Origin of the sequence: Veillonella sp. CHU594 (genome assembly GCF_003992265.1) — a bacterium.
Lineage (GTDB): Bacteria > Bacillota > Negativicutes > Veillonellales > Veillonellaceae > F0422.
The window spans coordinates 64,402-85,896 of the sequence record NZ_RQVB01000004.1; the positions used below are offsets into that span (position 1 = coordinate 64,402).

Sequence of the window (21,495 nt, forward strand, 5' to 3'; positions counted from 1 at the left end):
CTATTTATAGTATTTATATGTTATGTAAAAGGAGCGCACTTCCTAGAAGTGTGGAAAATGAATGAAAGCAATCGTAGTTTACTCAAGCCGTACAGGCAATACAAAATTAGTAGCAGAAGCTATGGCAAGTGCTTTGCCTGCTGGTACACCATGTGTATCTGTGAAAGAAGTTCCAGCTGATTTAGCATCTTACGATGTAGTATTTATGGGTTTCTGGGCAGACCAAGGTAACGCTGATAAAGCGGCACAAGCAGTACTTAAAGAAATCACAAATGAAAAAGTAGCTTTATTCTGTACTTTAGGGGTTCCTCCAGTATCTCCTCATGCACAAGAAACTGTAGAAGCAGCTGCGAAATTGTTACCAAATGATCAAACACCAGTAGGTTACTTCAAATGCCAAGGTAAAGTAGATCCGAAAGTAATCGAAATGATGTACAAAATGTTCCCAGAAGGCCATAACCATGGTAAAAGCCCTGAACGTGATGCACGTCATGCACAAGCTGCATCTCATCCAGACGAAAACGACTTAGCTAATGCAAAAGCATTTGTTGAAGAAGTTATTGCTAAATTATAAGTTTTCTACCTATGTAATAGGTTGCAATATAATAACACTCCGAAAAAGACTGCCAGAAATGGCGGTCTTTTTCATTCGAGGCGATAAGCTCTGATATGGAGTATGGACTAGAATTTTTTATGATTATTCTGAATAAGATTTTCCTGTTAGTAAGCAATGCTTTTAACTATAAGTGATATGATAGACCTATAAAAAAAGCGGGAAATTTTGTATAATTAAGATATGTTTTATTATTCCTTTGAAAGGGGGATCTTTATGCTAGTTTTGTCGGGAATAGTTATTATGATTTTGGGGTTAGCATTTCGATTCAATGCACTGCTTGTCATTTTGCTAGCAGGTATTGTCACAGGTCTAGTTGGTGGTGTAGGATTTCGAGAAACAATAGCTGCTATAGGAAAAGCATTTGTAACTAATCGATATATGTCTTTATTTATACTGATTTTACCAGTAGTAGGGATTATGGAACGTCATGGCTTAAGAGAACGTGCGGGATATTTAATCGGTAAAATTAATGCAGCAACTGCGGGAAGAATATGCATGCTTTATATGTTAATAAGACAAGTAACGGTAGCATTTGGTATTTCCTTAGCAGGAATGCCTGCGTTTGTTAGACCTCTTATTGCTCCAATGGCTGAAGCCGCTGCATTACATGGACAAGAAGTTTCACAAGAGACAATTGATAAAATCAGAGCAATGGCGGCTTCTGCTGATAATATTGGAAACTTTTTTGGCCAAAATATTTTTATTGCGGCAGGAGGAATATTATTGATAAAAGGAGTTATGGAACAGGCTGGTATTACAATCAATTTAGCAGAAATGATTTTATATTGTATTCCAACAGCCATTACTGCATATATTCTAGCGAGTATTAGATATATCCTTTTTGATAAAAAAGTTAAAGATTTAATTGCTAAAGATACGTTAAGTATATAGAGGGGGTGTATGTATGGAGTTGTTTGGATTACCTGCATTAGAAATTGTTTATATATTAACAGGAATAGTGTTAACTATTGTTGCTATACAATCCTTTAATGATAAAGAAAATACAAAACGTGTAGGAACAGGATTATTTTGGTTAACCTATGCTATTAGTTTTATGTTTGGAAAGTATATACCAGATGAAATTAATGGATGGATGGTAATTTTTATGGCAGCTATAGTGGCTACTAAGCAGTTGGGGAAAGGTTTTTATAATGAATCTTCTACAGAAATGAAGCTGTCTGAGTCTAAAAGAATTGGCAATGCCATTTTTGTGCCAGCATTGTTAGTCGGTGTTGTTACATTTTTAGTTGGAATCTTTACTAAACTAGGTGCTTTAGTAGGACTTGGTATTGCTGCGATGGTTGCTCTATTTGTAGCAGTGTTTTTAACACGAGTATCAGTACATCAAGGATTTAATGAAGGTCGTCGCCTGATAGATGCAATTGGGTGGACAGCTATTTTATCACAATTGCTAGCAGCATTGGGTTATGTTTTTGGTATTGCTGGCGTAGGCAAGGTTATTGCTACAGGAATATCAAGTGTAATCCCAGTTGATAATGTTTTTGCGGTCGTGGCTACATATTGCCTTGGTATGGCACTATTTACAATTGTTATGGGAAATGCATTTGCGGCTTTTGCAATGATGACAACGGGTATTGGAATACCTATGTTAATTAATATGCATAATGCAAATCCTGCAATGATAGGGCCAATTGCTATGCTTGCAGGGTATTGTGGAACATTATTGACACCAATGGCAGCAAATTTTAATATTGTGCCAACGGCTTTATTAGAAATGAAGGACCAATATGGGGTTATTAAGGCGCAATGGCCTGTAGCAGTATCTTTATTAGTATTTAACATATTACTTATGTATTATTTCATGGTATTCTAAAGTAATATAATAAAAATAAATACCTGTATAGTCATATTAAGAGGCGGTTAATAATGAAAACAATCTTAGTAACAGGGTTTGATCCATTTGGTGGAGAAGCTATAAACCCAGCTTGGGAAGCTGTTAAAGAATTAGAAGGATATATGGTAAACGACTATAAAGTTGTTACAAAAATGGTGCCAACAGTTCGATATGATAGTGTAAATGCTGTAAAACAAGCTGTTGAAGAGCATCATCCAGAAGCAATTATGTTAGTAGGTCAAGCTGGTGGAAGACCAGATATTACGGTAGAAAGAATTGCTATTAATATAGATGACTTCCGCATTGCAGATAATAAAGGTAACCAACCTAAAGATGAATTTATTGTAGAAGGTGGAGCTCCAGCTTATTTTGCCACATTGCCGATTAAAGATATGGTTAGTGGTTTACAACATCAAGGAATTCCAGCTAGTATTTCAAATACCGCAGGTACCTTTGTTTGCAATCATATTTTTTATGGTGTAGCACATGAAGTTGCCAATACGAATATTCGTTGTGGATTTGTACATATACCATATTTGCCAGAACAAGTAGTAACTAAGCCGGGTCAACCAAGTATGGCTAAAAATATTGTTGTAGAAGGGTTACAATCTATGGTCAATACAATTTGCAGTGGAAAAAGATATGAAATAATAGATCCTGTGGATTATGTAATTCCACATGATTAGTTATAAGTAATAAAACTTTTAAAATGAATGTGAGGATTTATGCATATGAGCATAATCCCACATTTATTTTTTAAATAATTACATTTAATGATTATTATGGCAATAGATGTATATGCAAGTATGATAATTCGGAGCTTGAGCATAAGGTGGATATATGAAGTTAATTAAACAGAATAAGAGAACATCAATTTTACTAGGTGCAGCATTTCTTATGGCAACTTCATCTATCGGACCAGGATTTATGTTGCAGACAGCAGCATTCACAGCTGAACTTAAAGCGGAATTTGGCTTTGCAATTGTATTATCGATTATTTTTTCTATTATTGCTCAGCTTAATGTGTGGACAATTATTAGTGTATCAGATAAGCGAGGACAAGACATTGCTAATCAAATATTACCAGGACTTGGCTATGTAGTTGCATTCTTGGTAGCCTTAGGTGGATTAGTTTTTAATATAGGAAATATTGGCGGAGCATCGATGGCACTCCATATTGTAGCTGGAATTGACATTAATATAGGTGCAGCTATAAGTGGAATTATTACTATGCTTCTCTTTATATTGCCTAAAGCCGAGAATATTCTTGATGGAACTTCTAAAATGCTGGGTATGGTAATGATAGCTCTGATTGGATTTATTGCGTACTCTACGCATCCACCGGTAAAATTGGCTATTACACATACGATTATGCCAGACTATATTCCTTGGTTAGCTACCTTGACATTGATTGGTGGAACGGTTGGTGGATATATTACTTTTTCCGGCGGACATCGACTTATAGATGCTAATATTACAGGAAAAGAAAATTTACATCATGTACGCCAATCTGCCTTCTGGGGAATACTAATAGATGCTTTTGTTAGAGTTTTATTGTTTTTAGCTGTTTTAGGAGTGGTGACATCAGGCGCGATATTAGATCCTAAGGATCCAATAGGAAGCACATTTTTAATAGCTGCAGGTTCATTTGGGTACATGATTTTTGGAATTATATTTTTATGCGCATCTTTGACTTCTATTTTAGGCGCTGCATATACTTCTATTTCTTTTTGTAAAACCCTATTTCCTATAATAAATAAATATGAAAAAAGTGTTATTATGCTCTTTATTGCGATCTCAACGTTTATTTTAATTTTTATAGGAAAGCCAGTATCATTAATGATTGTAGCAGGTACAGTAAATGGATTTATCTTACCAATCACATTATCTGTTATGTTGATTGCTACTCGTAGAAAGGATATAGTCGGAGACTATTTACATCCAAAAGTCTTATATTATCTAGGTTGGGTTGTTGTTTTAATTACAGCCTATATTGCAGTAATATCTGTGCATAGTATTTTTAAATTATTTTGATTTTTTGAGATCAAAAATACTATTTTGTAAATTAATTAATCATTTTGTATTTTCCTGTTAGCATAGTAAAAGTAACAGAAATATCTTGACGTATAAGCGTCCTTGCTTTATAATACTTATAAGCTTAATGAATCGGTACGAGAGACCGAAGAGCGTAATTTGAACCTTTTAAATTAGTCCTGTGAGGCTAGTAAGGGAACGTAGTAGGAGTCTTTACCTATATCTATAGGTGTACTCTATAATAGAATCACTATAACTATGCGACCTCTTGCCTTACGGCAAGGGGTCTTTTTGCGTGTAATAGAAGTACTACAAAGGAGGCTATGATGGGAGAAATCAGCTTAAAAGGTAAGCACCTATTAGGACTGCAAGGTCGGTCAAAAGAAGAAATTGAACTCATTTTACGTGTAGCTAAAAAAATGAAAAAAATTGTTTTATCGGACAATAAGAAACATCCATTATTAAAAGGCAAATCTATTATTAACTTGTTTATGGAGAATAGTACACGTACAAGAAGTTCTTTTGAGTTAGCAGGTAAATATTTAGGGGCTGATGTCATCAACATTTCCAAGAGCGGTAGCTCTATGGCAAAAGGGGAAAGTTTCCGTGACACATTATTAACGATGTCTTATATGGGAACAGACGCCATCGTAATGCGCTCTAGTGAAGAAGGAGCTCCTTTATATGCCACAAAATGTGTGGATCCAATTATTATCAATGCTGGTGATGGAGCTCATGAGCATCCAACACAAGCCTTATTAGATATGTACTCTATCCTAGAACATAAACCTACATTAGAAGGTTTAAAAGTAGTTATCATAGGCGATATCATGCACAGCCGTGTAGCGCGCTCCAATATTTATGGATTAAAAACAATGGGTGCTGACGTGCATCTAGCTGGTCCACGTACGTTAGTATACCCAGAACTAGAAAAATTGGGTGTTACAGTTCATCATGATGTACGTGAAGCTGTGAAAGATGCAGATGTGGTAAACGTATTGCGTATCCAATTAGAACGGATTCACTCCGCCTTATACCCAAGTAATCGTGAATATGCACGTATCTTTGGTATTAATAAATCTGTGTTAGAAAACGCAAAAGATGATGTATTAGTATTGCATCCAGGACCAATGAATAGAGGTCTTGAAATTGCGCCAGATGTGGCGTATGGTGATGCATCAGTAATCCAAGAACAGGTGCGTAATGGTGTAGCCATCCGTATGGCGATTTTATACTTAACAATTATCGGAGGTGACGGTAGTGAGCTTGCTGATTAAAAATGGTACGGTAGTTAACCCGGCAAAAGGACAACATGAAGTAGCAGATATTCTTGTAGAAAATGGTGTAATTGCAGCAATTGGACAAAATTTACAAGCGAATCAAGCAGAGGTATACGATGCAACAGGTCTTATCGTAGCTCCTGGATTAATTGATATTCACACGCATTTACGTGAACCAGGTCAAGAAGCAAAAGAAGACTTTCACAGTGGTACACAAGCGGCAGCAGCAGGTGGATTTACACGTGTTGTAACTATGGCAAATACAAACCCTGTTGTGGATAACGCTCCACTAGTACGTGGATTGCGTAAACAAGCGGAATTGACAGGGGTTGTAAAAGTAGATTTTATGGGCGCTGTGTCTAAAGGCTTGCAAGGAAAAGAACTTGCAGAAATGGGTGATATGGCAGAAGCTGGTGTAGTAGGTTTCTCCGATGACGGACATTATGTAGAAAGTGCTGCTTTCATGCGTCGTGCTTTAGAATATTCATCCATGTTTGGAAAAATGGTTGTAGACCATGCGGAAGAATGTAGCTTAACTTGTGAAGGTCACATGCATGAAGGTATCGTTTCCTATGAAATGGGTGTAAAAGGTCGCCCAGCTGTGGCAGAAGATTTAGCGGTAGCTCGTGATATTATGCTAGCAGAAATGACTGGTGGACATATCCATATTGCACATGTGAGTACAAAAGAAGCTGTTGATCAAGTACGCCGTGCGAAAGCAAAAGGAATCAAAGTAACTTGTGAAGTAACAAGCCAACATTTAGTGTTCACAGATGAATATTTACGAGATTATAATCCAGACTTTAAAATGGCTCCACCAATTCGTTCTGAAGATCATCGCCAAGCGTTGTTAGAAGCATTACAAGATGGCACAATTGATGCAATAATTACGGACCATGCACCACATGCGTACGAAGAAAAAGATGTGGAATTCTGCTGTGCAGCGAATGGTTTCACAGGATTGGAAACATCCTTTGCGGCAGTAATTACACATGTATTAAAAACAGGTATCCTCACAATTGATGAAATCATCAATTTAATGAGTACTAAACCAGCTCAATTAATCGGAGTAGACGGAGGCGTACTTGAAGTAGAAAAACCTGCGGATATCTCAGTCCTTTCTTTAGATGAAACTTGGACTGTAGATAGAAATAAATTCTACACTCGTGGTAAATCATGTCCATTTGATGGTATGACAGTCACTGGTAAAGCAAAATTAACAGTAGTAGATGGAAAAGTTGTAATGAAAGACGGGGTTGTAATCGGGTGACAGGAAAACTGGTATTAGAAAATGGAACTATCTTTGAGGGCACATTGCTGGGGGGCATGCCAATCGTTGGCGAAGTAGTGTTTAATACAGGGATGACGGGATATCAAGAGATTTTAACAGATCCGTCATATGCAGATCAAATTATTACTTTAACTTACCCATTAGTAGGCAATTATGGTGTCACACGTGAGGTAGATCAATCTTCTAAGCCCTATTGCAAGGCAATGATTGTAGGAGAATTGTGTACGTTCCCTAGTAATTGGCAAAATGAGGGGACATTTGAGGAATATATGAGAAGCCATGGTATTCCATGTTTATACAATGTGGATACACGTGCAATTACACGTGCTATCCGCAGCCATGGCGTGATGAAAGGGGTTATTTGCCCAACAGATACACCACAAGAGAAAATCGATGCTTTATTAGCGCAACCACTAGCGACAGATCACATTATGCGTGTTACCACAAAATGGGAAGGTCGCCGTGGTCAAGATACAGCTGAGTTTCATGTAGCTGTGTACGATTTTGGTGTGAAAGAAAATATTCTTCAATCCTTGGAAAACGAAGGGTGTCGATTGACAATTTTCCCAGCTCATACAAAAGCTGAAACAGTGATGGCTTGCAATCCTGACGGAATCTTCTTGTCCAATGGACCGGGAGACCCGAAAGACGTACCTGAAGTTGTTGAAGAAATAAAAAAATTAGTAGGCCAAAAACCTATTTTTGGTATTTGCATGGGACATCAATTGATTGCTCGTGCATTTGGTGGTGAAACGTATAAGTTGCGTTTTGGTCATCGTGGATCTAACCATCCAGTAAAAGATTTAGATACGAATCGTGTTCATATTACCTCTCAAAATCATGGTTATGCAGTTGATGAAGCAAGCCTAGAGGGTTCTGGATTGCGCGTATCCCATCGCAGTGTGAATGATGGTACTGTAGAAGGATTAGTGCATAATGAATTGCCGATTATGTCGGTACAATATCACCCAGAAGCATCTCCGGGGCCAACTGATAATGTATATTTGTTTGAACGTTTTAAAACATTGATGAGAAGAGGTTAATGATGGAAAAGAAAAAAGTTCTTGTAATTGGTTCTGGTCCAATTATTATCGGGCAGGCAGCTGAGTTTGATTATGCAGGCACACAGGCTTGTCAATCTCTTCGTGAAGAAGGTTATGAAGTTGTATTAGTGAACTCTAATCCGGCTACTATCATGACAGACCGTGATATTGCGGACAGCGTTTATATTGAGCCGATTTCTTTGGAGTTTGTTACAGAGATTATCCGTAAAGAACGCCCATATGGGGTGTTGGCTACATTAGGTGGACAAGTTGGTCTCAATATGGCGGTAGAACTGTCAGAGGCAGGAGTCCTTAAGGAGTATAATGTAAAATTACTAGGTACTACTTTAGAGGCTATCAAACAAGCGGAAGACCGTGAACTGTTTAAAGAAGCGATGAAGCGTATCAATCAACCTGTGCCAGAATCTGATATTTTCAGTGATGTGGCGGAGGCAGTGGATTTTGCCAATCGTATTGGATACCCTATCATCATCCGTCCTGCCTATACACTAGGTGGCACAGGCGGCGGTATTGCTCATAACGAAGAAGAAATGTACATGATTGCTCTTCGTGGCATCAAGCTTAGTCCAATCCATCAAATTCTTGTAGAACGATCTGTAGCTGGTTGGAAAGAAATCGAATACGAAGTGATGCGTGACCGCGCAGATAACTGTATCATTGTATGTAATATGGAAAACATTGACCCAGTAGGGGTTCATACAGGTGATTCGGTGGTAGTAGCACCATCTCAAACCTTGAATGATACACAGTACCAAATGTTGCGCACTGCCTCTGTGGATATCATTCGCTATCTTAAAATTGAAGGCGGTTGCAATGTGCAATATGCCTTAGATCCATATAGCAATCAATATTATGTAATCGAAGTAAATCCACGTGTGTCTCGCTCTTCTGCATTAGCCTCTAAAGCAACGGGATATCCCATTGCTAAGGTAGCGGCGAAGGTTGCTATCGGCATGACCTTAGATGAAATTACAAATGCTGTTACAGGAGAAACAAAAGCGTGCTTTGAACCATCCTTGGACTATGTGGTAACAAAATTTCCTCGTTGGCCATTTGAAAAATTTAATTTGGCGGATCGTACGTTGGGAACACAAATGAAAGCCACTGGCGAAGTTATGGCTATCGACAGAACCTTAGAAGGTTCTCTATTAAAAGCCATTCGTTCTCTAGAAATTGGATTAGATCATATTGAACTTAAAAAGATTGCTCATGAAACGCCTGAGCAACTGATTGAACGATTACAATTAGTGGATGATGAACGTCTCTATGTCATCGCTCAAGCTCTTCGTGTGGGTATTAGTGTAGAAAAAATTTGCTACATTACAAAAATTAACTCTTTCTTCATCAATAAAATTAAAAATATTGTATTAGTAGAAAAAGATTTGGCTACTAATGGTGTAACAAAAGCAAATTTAAAAACTGCGAAGCGTTACTCTTTCCCAGACCAAGTCATTGCTAGATATGCAAATTGTAGTGCTGAAGAAGTGTTGGCAAAACGCAATGAATGGAATATTCATCCAACCTATAAATACGTAGATACCTGTGCCGCAGAATTTGAAGCGCACACGCCATATTATTACAGTGCCTATGCCACAGAAGATGAAGTAGTACCACGTGGTGAAAACAGCGTTATCGTTCTTGGTTCCGGTCCAATTCGTATCGGACAAGGGGTAGAGTTCGATTATTGCTCTGTTCATTCCTCATGGGCATTACGTAAAGCTGGTATGAAATCTATCATTATTAACAACAACCCAGAGACAGTAAGTACAGATTTTGATACATCTGATAGCTTGTACTTTGAACCGTTGACAGTAGATGATGTGATGGAAATTATCCGCAAGGAGAATCCAGTAGGGGTTATCGCTCAGTTCGGTGGACAAACAGCCATTAACTTAGCAGGACCGTTGGCTGCAAGAGGTGTAAATATTCTAGGTACATCTGTAGACAGCATCGATATGGCAGAAGACCGTGAACGTTTCGATGAATTGTTGGCAAAATTGGAAATTCCTCGTCCAGTAGGCGCTTTGGTAACTAGTGACGAAGAAGCCTTAGAAGCAGCAAAACGCCTACAATATCCATTGATTGTCCGTCCGTCTTATGTACTAGGTGGTCGTGCTATGGAAATTGTATATAATGACCAAGAATTAGATCGTTATATGAAAGAAGCTGTAGTAGCATCGAAAGATCACCCAGTGTTAATCGACCGCTACATGGTAGGCATGGAAGTAGAAGTAGATGCGATTTCTGATGGTATCGATGTATGCATTCCGGGTATTATGGAACAAGTGGAACGAGCAGGGGTACACTCTGGAGATTCTATTGCGGTATATCCAGCACAACATTTGTCGGAAGAGTTGACGAATCAAATCGTAGATTATACTCGTCGCATTGCTCAAGGGTTGCAGGTAAAAGGGGTACTCAATATCCAATATATTGTGGTTAATGATGAGTTACATGTTATCGAAGTGAACCCTCGTTCTAGCCGTACAGTGCCTTTCATTAGTAAAGTAACTGGTATCAACATGGTGGAGTATGCAACACGAATTGCTTTAGGAGAAACCTTGGAAAGCTTGGGATTACCAACTGGATTAGTGCCAGCCCGTCCACATGTGGCTGTAAAAGCACCAGTATTCTCCTTCTCAAAAATGGGGTTGGTAGAAATTGCACTTGGACCAGAAATGAAATCTACTGGAGAAGTAATGGGGATTGGCCGTACTTATGCAGATGCCTTGTTCAAAGCGATTCACGGAGCCAATATGCGCATTCCAGATAAAGGCAATATTTTGATGACCGTAGCCGATCGTGATAAAGAAGAAGCAACCTGTTTGGCAAAAGGTTTTATCGAATTGGGGTACCACATTCAAGCTACAGGTGGTACTGGTTGTTATTTCACAGAACACGGTGTAGATTGCACTATAGTGAATAAGCTATCTGAAGGTAGTCCAAACTGTGCAGATGCTATTCGTGAAGGTAAAGTAGATTTGATGCTAAATACCCTAACCTATGGTAAACAACCAGAACGAGAGGGATTCCAATTGCGTCGTTTAGCTGTAGAAATGGGCGTACCATGCTTAACATCTTTGGATACAGCTCGTGAAGTGTTACATGTCGTAGCTAGTCGAGCTACCGCAGGTGATGCTATTACAGTGGATGCAGTGCAAGATTATGAAATGGAGTAATCATAAATGAGTGGATATGTAGAAATGGGTCGAGTGATTCATAACACCCAAATAGGCAGTGATGTATGGAGACTATCCGTATATGCACCCAAACAAGCAAAAGAGGCACAACTAGGACAGTTTTGCAATGTTCGCGTCACAGGGGGCACAGCTCCCTTGTTGCGCAGACCTATCAGTTATGCCGGCTTTGATGCCGAAGCAGGTACCATCGACTTATTATATCGTGTGGTAGGTAAAGGTACAGAGATTATGACTCAGCTACGAGAAGGGGATACCTTAGATTGCTTGGGACCATTAGGTCAAGCTTTTACCACTGCAGACCGCATGTTATTAGTGGGTGGTGGTGTTGGAATTGCACCCATGCTATGTATCGCTGATCGGTTACAACCAGGTCAAGAGGCTCATGTGATATTAGGATTCCGCAATGCAAGTGAATCGTTTTGGGCTGATTTATTTAAAGATAGTCCTGTGACTGTACACATCACCACAGATGATGGCTCACTGGGTACTAAAGGATATCCTACGTCTGTGATGGAAACGCTGATGAAAGAAGAGCAGTTTGATGCGGTCTTGACATGTGGTCCTACACCAATGATGAAAGGGGTAGCCGCTGTAGCTCAACAAATGGGAGTGCCTTGCCAAGTGTCCTTAGAGGAACGCATGGGTTGTGGTACCGGTGGTTGTGTAGGCTGTGCATGCCAAGGTAAAAGTGGCACACGATATAAAGTGTGTAAAGATGGTCCTGTATTCCTTGCTGAGGAGGTGTTTTTCTAATGGCTACTGTAGATCCTAAATTAGCAGTAGAGTTCTGTGGTATTTCCATGAAAAATCCTATCGTAGCAGCATCGGGCACTTTTGGGTTCGGATTGGAATATGATGGATATTTAGACCTTGATACAGAGGTAGGGGCGATTTCTGTAAAAGGTTTAACACCTACTCCTCGACCGGGTAATGCTGGTGTACGTATCGCTGAAACACCATCTGGGGTGTTGAACTGTATCGGATTAGAAAATCCAGGAGCAGAAGCGTTCATAGCAGATATATTGCCAAATTTAAAACAATATGATGTGCCAATTTTTGCTAATATCTCTGGTAATACACTGGAAGAGTACGAATATATGGCAAAAACATTGACCGTCGAAGGTGTAGCAGCCTTAGAGGTCAACATTAGTTGTCCTAATGTAAAATGCGGAGGGATGGCATTTGGTGTGCAGGCGGAGAGTGCGGCTGCTGTATGTAAAGCGGTAAAAGGGCATACAGATTTGCCAGTGATTATGAAATTATCACCCAATGTAACAGATATCGTAGAGATTGCTCGTGCTGTAGAAGCGGCAGGTGCAGATGGTATCAGTATGATTAATACCCTATTAGGGATGTCTGTAGACCTACGGACTCGTAAACCATTATTGGGGAATATCTATGGTGGTTTATCTGGTCCAGCTGTGAAACCAGTGGCATTGCGTTTAACACATCAAGTGGCACAAGCTATTGAAATCCCAATTATGGGGGGTGGCGGCATCATGACTGGTGAAGATGCCTTAGAATTTATGCTAGTAGGAGCTGACATCGTGTCTGTGGGGACGGCAACGTTGATAGATCCACGAGCTATTGGCATCATCGCTAGTGAAATGAGCGCTTATTGTGAAAGCCAACACATCGATCATGTATCGAACTTAGTTGGTGGCATTATTATGCCTTAATAAGAGAAAATGTATATCTCCTGTAATAGGTTTATAGTGTCAGCAATACATCTAAAATCAGAGTGGTTATCAGGAAATATATCGATACAGGGAAAGCCCTAAAGAAGAGAACTTTGAATACAATACAGAAAAGGACTGTTCCAGTGAAAGAGACACTGGCAACAGTCCTTTTAGTGTTTAGATTTTATTGAGTAATTCTTCTTTTTTCTGTTGAAATTCTTCGTCAGTAATGGCCCCTATATCAAGGAGTTCTTTTAACTGTTTGATACGAAGAATGGGATCATCCAAGGCTGGTACTACATCAGATGTGGTAGTATTCTCTGATGTATCCTCTACTTCAATGGTAGCAGTTTCCACTGGAGGACCTGCATCGATGGCGGCTTTCACAGCAGCTGTATTAACCCATAAGCCACGTTGTTGTTGATCATAATCGTAGGCTACAGTGCCACGAGATTCAATCCATGCTTGTAAATTTTCATTTACTAAATTAGTCAACACATCTAATGTGGCAAGACAGGTATCTCGACCTTGAATGAGCAAGACTCGATGGGTGCGACTCACCTCTTTGTTGTCGATATGATCGATATCTGTATCATAAAACTTAGCACGTGTACCATAGCGACCACGATACGTAAATAGACCTGTTTTTGTGTTGTAAGTAATTTTAACTTGCAATGTATGACCGCCAGGGGCATAGCTTATGATATGGTCTGGAGTTTGCGTGAACCAATCGAAGAGTCCCATAATCACTATCCTTTCTTACGTTTGCTTGGCCAAGGACTAGGAGGTCCGTAGCGATTGTTTCCAGTAGAACCAGGGAAACAAGATAAGAATCCGTGTATAATTACTACAATAATAGTGTGCAGAATATAAATATTCTTTAATGGTAGATATAAATTTGTACAAATAATATACATACCCAATAGTATACCAAGGAGACGACCTGGTAATCCGATGTCATTGAATCGTCGTATGTATAGGGTATAGTATAGAGGGAGCAATATGATATATCCTGCGTAAGCTAATGCTTTGATGCCAAAATAAGCCGGCAATATGACAACTACATCTAATAGTTGTTGGATAAACATATTAAAAATATGCATAGTAGCAGATAAAAATAGTATGCCAATGATAAATTGAAATCGATTCATCCGACCTGATGAATTTAATACGCCATGACTGTGTGGTTCTAGCGCAAGTAAAAGAAAGAGGGCTGCTACACCTACTAGAAATGATAGGCCCATATTAATCAGTATGTCCATAAGGAACCTCCTTATATGCTATGAATAAGTATAGCATAGATTAGGATATATGGCGAACTGTGGTCAAATGGAATGAAATTGAAATAGATTCTTCATTAAAATATTAAAAAAATAGAGTAGTATAAAGAAAGTTAGCAGAAAAAAATAGGCAAAATAGCGGTTCATTGGTATAATAGTAAAGATAGTAAGAAATAGGTTCACTTTTTTCTTTCTAACTACGATTATATAGTTATGAAAGGAGGAATGTATGAAACCTGTAACAACACCTATGGAAAAACGCATTCGCATGGTTCGTGCTTGGTTAGATGCAGCAGCTAAGTCCTATGCTACAAAGGGAAGTGTGAAGGGGAACTTTCATTTATTCTTGGCTCAAGCAGAGATGAAGCAAATGAATGAGGGTAGACCCTCTATTGTGTCCTACGCACAACGAGCTATGTTAACTATTGCATTAGTAGGAGTCATAGGGGTAACACATTGGTGGCTATCACAACATGAAGCAGGGAACGTAACACATACTCCTGTCATAGAAACAAAGGTAGAGGTGAAACCTGCACCTGTGTCTTCCACAGTGGTAGTGAAAGAATCACCAACCATAGAACAGGCTGAACCTAAGCCCGTAGAGACGGTGATAGAAACCAATCATGTTGTAACAACACAGCCCAATGTAGAACCTAGAAAAGATCCTACTATTAGCTCGAAAGACATGGTACATGCAGTGCAAACTGGTGGACGTATTTTGCGAGATTAGCACCTTTTATATTCTAAGGAGGAACATATATGAAGGGAAACCCACCTTGTAAGAAATTTTTAACCTTTGCTGTCCTAGCGGCAATCAGTACAACTCCAGTATTTGCTGATACTGCTACTACGACTGAAAGTGGCAAAACAATTGCTAAATTATCCATGGAGGATTTAGGAAAGCAAAATACTACACGCCAAGAAACAGTAGCCTCTGGTGATACGGCTACAGAGGCAGCGATTGCAGCAGCTCGTGAAGGTTTGTCTGAGGCTGCACAACGTGATGCTATTGAAGAACAACGTAAACGTGTTGATAACTCTTCCTTAGCTACTAATGACAAAGAAGTTAAAGTTATCACAAAAGCTGGTGGTGATAAATTAGAAGAAGCACAGGCGGCAGGTGTGGAAACAGCGATTCCTCAAGTACAAGCTCGTTATTTCACATCCCTAACTGAAGCGGAGTTACAAAAATATGTAGGCAAAACGATCACTCATATTTCTATTGAAGGTCTTGACCAAGCAAATCAACCGGCTTTCCTTTCTTTATTACAAGGTAAAATTGGTGATGCTGTTACAGTAGAAGGAATCTCTAAAGAGATTGCTAACCTAGGTGGTTCCGGTGTTCTTTCAGAAATTACACCAGTATTTACAGAAGTACCAGAAGGTGTAAAAGTAGCATATCATGTAACCTTAAACCCAGTGATTAAAGGTGTGTCTGTAGAGGGTAATACGGTATACAAAACAGATGTATTATTGAACTATTTAGGTGTACAACCTAACACTGTGTTAAATACTATTGCAGTTGGTGAAAAAGTACAAGGTATCAACGCAGCGTACCAACGTGATGGATATATTTTAGCTCATGTAAAAGATATGGCTGTAGATGACAATGGTGTATTACACGTATCTGTAGTAGAAGGTATTGTAGAACGTATTACTCCACATGGTAATAAAAAGACTAAAGATCGTGTGATTACTCGTGAATTTAACCAAAAAGTGGGACAACCATTTAATAAATTCTTAGTACGTCGATCTGTAGAGAAAGTATATAACTTAGGTTTCTTTGATGATGTAAATGTACGTTTAACACAAGGCTCCACAGAAGAAATGGTGAACATTGAAGTGGACGTACTAGAACATAAAACAGGTACGATTACATTAGGTGCAGGTTATTCTGATGCTGATGGCTTTGTAGGTATTGTAGAAGTGGGTGAAGAAAACTTACGCGGTACTGGTGATAAAGTGAAAGTTCACTGGGAGTTTGGAGGCACAGCAGGTTATAAAAACTACTCTGTTTCCTACTTGCGTCCATGGATTGATAGAAAAGGCACATCTTTAGGGGTAACCTACTACAATCAATTAAACGAATATACAGATTACAACGAAAAAGGACAATCGAAAGCTACCTATGACAGAAAATCTAATGGCTTTAATATTTCTTTAGGACGTCAAACGGGTGAGTTTACTCGTGATTATGTCACATTAGAGCATCGTAAAGATACTTATGTTTGGGATAATAAAGATTCCAGTGGTTTCCGGTATGATACAGATGTAAATGGCGGTCCTGGATCAGGATATCGTTGGAATAATGAGGGCTATAAGTTTGCTAGCACAGGATATATTAAACATAACTTTGGCACAACAAACAGCATTAGCTGGCAAAAAGTATTTGACTCCCGTGATAATGTATACGAACCAACACGTGGTAAACGTTTATCCAGTACATTACAATGGGGTGGTCATGGCTTAGGTGGTGACTTTAACTTCTATAAATTCACTGGCGAAGCTAGAACGTATAAAAAAGTAGGTAATAAACAAGTGCTTGCCTTCCGTGCACGATTAGGTTGGGCAATGGGTGATTTACCATATAGTCAATTATATACAATCGGTGGTTCTGATTCTCTTCGTGCTTATGAGGATGATCAATACCGTGGTAAAAAAATGTACAACTTTACGGCAGAATATCGCTTCCCAATTTGGAATAAAGTAAGCGGTGCATTATTTACAGATTTAGGTGATGCATGGGATGCACCAAATGTACCTTGGTTCAAACATTCTAAAACATTTAATGTTTCTGTAGGTGCCGGCGTGCGTGTGACAACACCAATTGGTCCAGTACGTATCGACTATGGTATTAGTAAAGATCAAAAGAAATTCCACTTTAGCTTTGGTGGACAATTCTAATTGATGACTATACAACAATGGATAGGAGGGGCTTTCCTAATGGTTACATTAGGGATTCCCTCCGTCTATGGAGCGCCTGTTCAGACTGTGGATGTGGACCTACACAGTACAACAGGAACGATTCCAGCAGCCTTAAAAACACGTATGGTAGCTAGTATTCAAGGTGCAGCTTCCTATATATACAAAGGTAAAGAGGATTCTTATATCAAGGAATCTATGCAGGCCTATGAAAAGGCTACAATAGATGTAGTGGATCGCATTCTATATGGATATACGGTAAAATCTATATCTATGGATATTGGTGAATCTATGTATATGCGCCTTACATTAGAACCCTATGGAAATGTGGTACAATCTATAGAAACTAAGTTTAACTATGGGAATATATCTCCTTATGGACAATCTCTCATACATAGAGATATAGGAAATGTAAAGCCCCGGTTAGAGCAAATTCTTTTGGGAGCATCCCTGGAGTCCTTAGGTTGGATTACACCATTAGCACAAAAATCAATTCGAAGTGAATTAGAAGGAACTCTTCCTGAATTTACACCACAAATTGATATTGTAGGTGGAGAATTAGCAAAGGCTACCGTATATTTAGTACCTCATGGTAATAGCGTACATCGTACAGATGTGGCTATTCACTCTAATACTTTACCGAGTGCTCTTTTTTATAATATGCGTCAATATTATGAAAAAAAGTTACAACAATTAGAGGGACTACCTGTGTCGTTTGTGCGACGTCATCAGTTGATGATAGAATCGGAGATACAAGAAGAACTTAATACAAGTCGGGGTGTTACGCAATTTGGTGTGACCATGACTCCAGAACTTCAGGTAGGTACGGACACAAGATTAGACATTCACGTGGATTCCTCTAAGTATATCCTTCGAGGCGAAGGGTATTTGGATATGGGGCGTGGTGTGGATTCTGTAGGATTACGAGTGTATACGGGGGTTCATCGAGGTCCCCATGATTGGTATTTAGAAACAGAGTTTTTACCCAATCGTTTGAAATGGTCTTTTGCGCCATCGTATGGGTATCAATTCAGTAAAGATACAAAGGTAGGTTATCAATACAGCCTGCCGAATCATCACCATCATGGTTTTGTATACCAAAATATTGGTACACGTTGGAATGCAAGATATGAAAGAGATATAACTGCGAAAGCTAATGAATTTGCTCTTTCCTATGATGTACATGAATATTTACGATTAGAATATGTCTGGGGTGACCAGGATCGTTGGTTACGCCTAATAGGACGAATATAAGGAAAGAAGGTAGATACACTATGATGCGTTTATTGAATAATAAAAAGAATGTAAAAACAGTGTCTATCATTGTAGGCATTCTTTTTGTCATCAGTGTGGGGGCTTTGGCCTATACACAGATGGCGGGACATGGTGGTTCCAATGCAGTGAGCAATATCGGTGTTATTGATATGCAGCGAATTGTAGAAAGCAATCCAAACTTAGTGCAAGATGCACAACAAGAATATGCTGCCTATAATGAAGAACTACAAAAAGAATTTAATGAAAAATCTGCTAATTTAGATGAAGAAGGTAAGGCTAAATTATCTAATGAACTTCGTCAAAAGATGCAAGAAAAACAACAAACAATTCAAGAAAATCTAAAAAAACGTGTAGATGAAGCTTCTAAAACAGTAGCTGATGGCAAAGGCCTTAGCGTGGTATTGAGCCGTGAATCTGTATTGTTTGGTGGTACTGATATTACAGACCAAGTGAGCAAGAAGCTAGCAGAAACTAAATAAGGTAACATCCAAATGGGAAAAGGACCTATCTTCGCTTTATTAGGTATACTTGTATGTGCTGCTAGTATTGGTAGTTATTATGTACATCATCAGCCTGTGGCTTTGCAAGGACCACGGATTGGGGTTGTACGTTTGCAAGAGGTAGTAGAAAAGCATCCAAACTTTCATAGTTATGATGAACAAAAGAAAGAATTGTTACGACTGGAGGCTCAACGGGACAGAGAGGATGAACTTCTCAAATCTAAATTGGGTACTGAAGTGGGAAAATCTGAAGAACATCTAAAACAGTTAGAATCAAATTTAACTGAAAGTTTGAATCAGGAGCTACAAACAAAAATTGCATTACGTGAAGCTGAGTTAAATCAAGAGTTAGCGGCTAAGCAACGTGAATTGATTGAACAATATCGTAAAAATTACAAAGTAGAACCTAGTGAAGCAGATATAGAAATTGTAAATTTACAATTGTGGTTAACAACTGAAATGAAAGTAAAGCCGATTGATGAAGAGCAACGAAAACGTTGGGACACTCTAAAAGCTGAGAAGGAACAACGATTATCTGATTTGTTAGCACAACGGAGTCATCGTATCAACGGATCTCAACAATGGAAAGATCTAGAAGCCAAAGTGGCTGAGGCGATGGTACCTGCCCAGACAGAAGCACAGCAGAAGTTAAGTGCCTATGCTACTGAGCAGGCAAAAGCCTTAGGGGCACAGCGAGATCAATCTATGAAAGGTCTGGTGGATTCGCAACAAGAAGTGTTGGCTAAGGTTCACCGTGAGGGCACCACTTTGTGGGATGCAGAATGGGAACAACGATTGGCACAAAAACGGGATGAAGTACAAGCCCTACATGATGCCATTTTAGAAGATATTCGAGTTCGTGTAGGAGTGTTGGCTAGAGCTAAACAGTTAGATTTAGTGCTGGTAGATCATATTACAGATCGTACGGGTATGGATTTAACAGAAGAAATCATTCAATCGTATGGACAATAAAGGAGTAAAGTGATGAAATCAATGTGGAAACGTATGGCTACAGGTGCCATGATGGTATGTGCATTAGGCTTAGTAGCTGGTTGTGGATCAAGTGAAAAAGTAGGTGTGGTAAACACTGAAAAGTTAGTGCAAGAAAGCCAAAAAGCTAAGGATATTAATAAAGAAATGGAAGCTAAACAAAAGGAAGTTACAGACCGTTTAGCTCAAGTGCAAGGTACACAAACTGAAGAGCAATTCCAACAAACACAATTAAATGCACAACAGGAATTGCAAATTTATGGACAAGCAAAAGGTAAAGAGTTTAAAGCCTATGTGGAATCCAATATCCAAGCTGTAGCAAAAGAAAAAGAATTGACTGTAGTAGCAAATGATCAAGCCGTTGTAAGTGGTGGAGTTGATATTACAGAAGATGTGCTTAAAAAAATGAATGAAAGTGCTTCCTCCGGAGAAACTAGTAAATAATAAGAGAGTAAAAAGTAAGGAGGCTTCATAGTGAAGTTTTCAGTAGAAGACCTAGCCAAATTGGTTGAGGGCACTGTATATGGCGATGGTTCCATTAATATTGAAGAAGCCCGTAGTTTAGATCAAGGTGCAGCTCATGCTATCAGTTTTGCTATCGGTGATTATAGAGAGTTTGCTAAAGATAGTAAAGCAGGAGCTTTGTTAGTAGATACTAAAATTGAAGGGTGTGAAACTCCTCAAATTGTGGTGTCTAATGCTAAAGCAGCTTTTGCCAAATTGCTAGAAGTATTTCACCCTCCGGTGGTATTCCCAGAGGGGATTCATGAAACAGCAATTATTGGCAAGAATGTAACAATCGGAAACAATGTAAAAATTGGACCTTATTGTGTAGTTTATGATAATGCTATTATTGGAGATAATGTTACATTACACGCCTATGTATATATTGGACATAATGTGCGCATTGGTGAAGGTACAACGATTTATGCAAGTTCCATTGTGCATGAGAACTGTATTTTAGGAAAACGAGTTGTCTTACGTGCGAATGCTGTTGTAGGTGGAGAAGGTTTCGGCTTTGCTACTGAAAATGGTAAGCACACACATATTCCACAAGTAGGTAATGTTATCTTAGAAGATGATGTGGAAGTAGGCTCCTGTTCTTGTATAGACAATGCTACTATGGGATCTACCTTAGTTCGTCGTGGCACTAAAATAGATAATTTAGTTCACCTAGGCCATAATGTAGAAATTGGAGAAGATTGTTTCTTAATTGCCCAAGTCGGTATCGCAGGTAGTACAAAATGTGGTAACCATGTTATCTTTGCTGGGCAAACTGGTTGCACAGGACATATTACAATTGGTGATAATGTTACTTTTGCAGGAAAAACAGGCATTACAGGTAATGTGCCATCGAATGGACTTTATGCAGGGTTCCCAATGCGACCACATAAAGAATGGTTAAAATTAGCTGCCTACGAAAGCCGTTTGCCAGATATGGTAAAACAGTTAAAAGCATTAGAAAAAGAAGTAGCTGTATTACAAGCTAAATTAGAAGATAAATAGGTG

General features: G+C 38.9%; 20 protein-coding genes. 18 read left to right on the forward strand and 2 right to left on the reverse strand.

The window, feature by feature from the left end; translation table 11 throughout:
- Positions 1 to 61: 61 nt before the first annotated feature.
- The 11 genes from EO111_RS03435 (at position 62) to EO111_RS03485 (ending at position 13,019) form a co-directional block, all read left to right on the forward strand.
- Positions 62 to 574: a flavodoxin family protein gene (locus tag EO111_RS03435; RefSeq protein WP_126940650.1), complete on the forward strand. Its 513-nt coding sequence runs from the start codon at positions 62 to 64 to the stop codon at positions 572 to 574.
- 255 nt (positions 575 to 829) lie between these two features.
- A complete protein-coding gene (locus EO111_RS03440) occupies positions 830 to 1,507 on the forward strand; it encodes a DUF969 domain-containing protein (RefSeq protein ID WP_038144755.1) in 678 nt (225 codons plus the stop codon).
- A gap of 13 nt (positions 1,508 to 1,520) precedes the next feature.
- Complete coding sequence (locus EO111_RS03445) at positions 1,521 to 2,450, forward strand: DUF979 domain-containing protein (protein ID WP_126940648.1); 930 nt, start codon at positions 1,521 to 1,523, stop codon at positions 2,448 to 2,450.
- 53 nt (positions 2,451 to 2,503) lie between these two features.
- A complete protein-coding gene (pcp, locus tag EO111_RS03450) occupies positions 2,504 to 3,157 on the forward strand; it encodes a pyroglutamyl-peptidase I (protein WP_126940646.1) in 654 nt (217 codons plus the stop codon).
- Between the two features lie 154 nt (positions 3,158 to 3,311).
- Positions 3,312 to 4,505: an NRAMP family divalent metal transporter gene (locus tag EO111_RS03455; protein WP_126940644.1), complete on the forward strand. Its 1,194-nt coding sequence runs from the start codon at positions 3,312 to 3,314 to the stop codon at positions 4,503 to 4,505.
- Between the two features lie 326 nt (positions 4,506 to 4,831).
- Entirely contained in the window at positions 4,832 to 5,782 is a 951-nt protein-coding gene (locus tag EO111_RS03460; protein WP_009353673.1) for an aspartate carbamoyltransferase catalytic subunit, read from the forward strand.
- Positions 5,766 to 7,055 (forward strand): dihydroorotase, encoded by a 1,290-nt coding sequence (locus EO111_RS03465; RefSeq protein WP_127010746.1) that lies wholly within the window; start codon positions 5,766 to 5,768, stop codon positions 7,053 to 7,055. Before EO111_RS03460 ends, EO111_RS03465 begins: the two co-directional genes overlap by 17 nt.
- Positions 7,052 to 8,119 carry a glutamine-hydrolyzing carbamoyl-phosphate synthase small subunit gene (gene carA / locus EO111_RS03470; RefSeq protein ID WP_127010747.1) on the forward strand — a complete coding sequence of 356 codons (1,068 nt, stop codon included), beginning with the start codon at positions 7,052 to 7,054 and terminating at the stop codon, positions 8,117 to 8,119. Before EO111_RS03465 ends, carA begins: the two co-directional genes overlap by 4 nt.
- 2 nt (positions 8,120 to 8,121) lie before the next feature.
- Positions 8,122 to 11,319: a carbamoyl-phosphate synthase large subunit gene (gene carB, locus EO111_RS03475; protein ID WP_371413122.1), complete on the forward strand. Its 3,198-nt coding sequence runs from the start codon at positions 8,122 to 8,124 to the stop codon at positions 11,317 to 11,319.
- A 6-nt stretch (positions 11,320 to 11,325) separates the two neighbouring features.
- On the forward strand, positions 11,326 to 12,093 hold the full coding sequence (locus EO111_RS03480; RefSeq protein WP_127010749.1) for a dihydroorotate dehydrogenase electron transfer subunit: 768 nt from the start codon (positions 11,326 to 11,328) through the stop codon (positions 12,091 to 12,093).
- The gene (locus EO111_RS03485) at positions 12,093 to 13,019 is read left to right on the forward strand and encodes a dihydroorotate dehydrogenase (protein WP_127010750.1); all 927 of its coding nucleotides are present in this window, start codon (positions 12,093 to 12,095) and stop codon (positions 13,017 to 13,019) included. Before EO111_RS03480 ends, EO111_RS03485 begins: the two co-directional genes overlap by 1 nt.
- A 177-nt stretch (positions 13,020 to 13,196) precedes the next feature.
- Here EO111_RS03485 and EO111_RS03490 read toward each other — a convergent pair whose 3' ends face one another.
- On the reverse strand, positions 13,197 to 13,763 hold the full coding sequence (locus tag EO111_RS03490; RefSeq protein ID WP_127010751.1) for an SHOCT domain-containing protein: 567 nt from the start codon (positions 13,761 to 13,763) through the stop codon (positions 13,197 to 13,199).
- 5 nt (positions 13,764 to 13,768) lie between these two features.
- Entirely contained in the window at positions 13,769 to 14,281 is a 513-nt protein-coding gene (locus EO111_RS03495) for a DUF805 domain-containing protein (RefSeq protein ID WP_009353721.1), read from the reverse strand.
- A gap of 247 nt (positions 14,282 to 14,528) precedes the next feature.
- Here EO111_RS03495 and EO111_RS03500 point away from each other — a divergent pair, with 247 nt between their 5' ends.
- Genes EO111_RS03500 through lpxD form a run of 7 tightly spaced genes read left to right on the forward strand, consistent with a single transcriptional unit; the run spans position 14,529 to position 21,492 of the window.
- The gene (locus EO111_RS03500; RefSeq protein ID WP_009353650.1) at positions 14,529 to 15,029 is read left to right on the forward strand and encodes a hypothetical protein; all 501 of its coding nucleotides are present in this window, start codon (positions 14,529 to 14,531) and stop codon (positions 15,027 to 15,029) included.
- Positions 15,030 to 15,058: 29 nt separating this feature from the next.
- Entirely contained in the window at positions 15,059 to 17,203 is a 2,145-nt protein-coding gene (locus tag EO111_RS03505) for an outer membrane protein assembly factor (RefSeq protein ID WP_127010752.1), read from the forward strand.
- 39 nt (positions 17,204 to 17,242) lie between these two features.
- Positions 17,243 to 18,475, forward strand: coding sequence for a hypothetical protein (locus tag EO111_RS03510; protein ID WP_126940633.1), 1,233 nt, complete (start codon positions 17,243 to 17,245; stop codon positions 18,473 to 18,475).
- A 20-nt stretch (positions 18,476 to 18,495) separates the two neighbouring features.
- Positions 18,496 to 18,975 carry an OmpH family outer membrane protein gene (locus tag EO111_RS03515; RefSeq protein WP_009353684.1) on the forward strand — a complete coding sequence of 160 codons (480 nt, stop codon included), beginning with the start codon at positions 18,496 to 18,498 and terminating at the stop codon, positions 18,973 to 18,975.
- A gap of 12 nt (positions 18,976 to 18,987) precedes the next feature.
- Positions 18,988 to 19,968 carry a hypothetical protein gene (locus EO111_RS03520; RefSeq protein ID WP_127010753.1) on the forward strand — a complete coding sequence of 327 codons (981 nt, stop codon included), beginning with the start codon at positions 18,988 to 18,990 and terminating at the stop codon, positions 19,966 to 19,968.
- 12 nt (positions 19,969 to 19,980) lie between these two features.
- Positions 19,981 to 20,430, forward strand: a complete 450-nt coding sequence (locus EO111_RS03525; RefSeq protein WP_127010754.1) for an OmpH family outer membrane protein — start codon at positions 19,981 to 19,983, stop codon at positions 20,428 to 20,430.
- A gap of 30 nt (positions 20,431 to 20,460) precedes the next feature.
- Positions 20,461 to 21,492, forward strand: a complete 1,032-nt coding sequence (gene lpxD, locus EO111_RS03530) for a UDP-3-O-(3-hydroxymyristoyl)glucosamine N-acyltransferase (RefSeq protein ID WP_127010755.1) — start codon at positions 20,461 to 20,463, stop codon at positions 21,490 to 21,492.
- The last annotated feature ends 3 nt before the right edge of the window (positions 21,493 to 21,495 follow it).

Bases quoted from the DNA above. Each gene is read 5' to 3' on its own strand.
- EO111_RS03435 (WP_126940650.1), top strand. From the start codon at position 62: ATGAAAGCAATCGTAGTTTACTCAAGCCGTACAGGCAATACAAAATTA.
- EO111_RS03440 (WP_038144755.1), top strand. From the start codon at position 830: ATGCTAGTTTTGTCGGGAATAGTTATTATGATTTTGGGGTTAGCATTT.
- EO111_RS03445 (WP_126940648.1), top strand. From the start codon at position 1,521: ATGGAGTTGTTTGGATTACCTGCATTAGAAATTGTTTATATATTAACA.
- pcp (WP_126940646.1), top strand. From the start codon at position 2,504: ATGAAAACAATCTTAGTAACAGGGTTTGATCCATTTGGTGGAGAAGCT.
- EO111_RS03455 (WP_126940644.1), top strand. From the start codon at position 3,312: ATGAAGTTAATTAAACAGAATAAGAGAACATCAATTTTACTAGGTGCA.
- EO111_RS03460 (WP_009353673.1), top strand. From the start codon at position 4,832: ATGGGAGAAATCAGCTTAAAAGGTAAGCACCTATTAGGACTGCAAGGT.
- carB (WP_371413122.1), top strand. From the start codon at position 8,122: ATGGAAAAGAAAAAAGTTCTTGTAATTGGTTCTGGTCCAATTATTATC.
- EO111_RS03480 (WP_127010749.1), top strand. From the start codon at position 11,326: ATGAGTGGATATGTAGAAATGGGTCGAGTGATTCATAACACCCAAATA.
- EO111_RS03485 (WP_127010750.1), top strand. From the start codon at position 12,093: ATGGCTACTGTAGATCCTAAATTAGCAGTAGAGTTCTGTGGTATTTCC.
- EO111_RS03490 (WP_127010751.1), bottom strand. From the start codon at position 13,763: ATGGGACTCTTCGATTGGTTCACGCAAACTCCAGACCATATCATAAGC.
- EO111_RS03495 (WP_009353721.1), bottom strand. From the start codon at position 14,281: ATGGACATACTGATTAATATGGGCCTATCATTTCTAGTAGGTGTAGCA.
- EO111_RS03500 (WP_009353650.1), top strand. From the start codon at position 14,529: ATGAAACCTGTAACAACACCTATGGAAAAACGCATTCGCATGGTTCGT.
- EO111_RS03505 (WP_127010752.1), top strand. From the start codon at position 15,059: ATGAAGGGAAACCCACCTTGTAAGAAATTTTTAACCTTTGCTGTCCTA.
- EO111_RS03510 (WP_126940633.1), top strand. From the start codon at position 17,243: ATGGTTACATTAGGGATTCCCTCCGTCTATGGAGCGCCTGTTCAGACT.
- EO111_RS03515 (WP_009353684.1), top strand. From the start codon at position 18,496: ATGATGCGTTTATTGAATAATAAAAAGAATGTAAAAACAGTGTCTATC.
- EO111_RS03520 (WP_127010753.1), top strand. From the start codon at position 18,988: ATGGGAAAAGGACCTATCTTCGCTTTATTAGGTATACTTGTATGTGCT.
- EO111_RS03525 (WP_127010754.1), top strand. From the start codon at position 19,981: ATGAAATCAATGTGGAAACGTATGGCTACAGGTGCCATGATGGTATGT.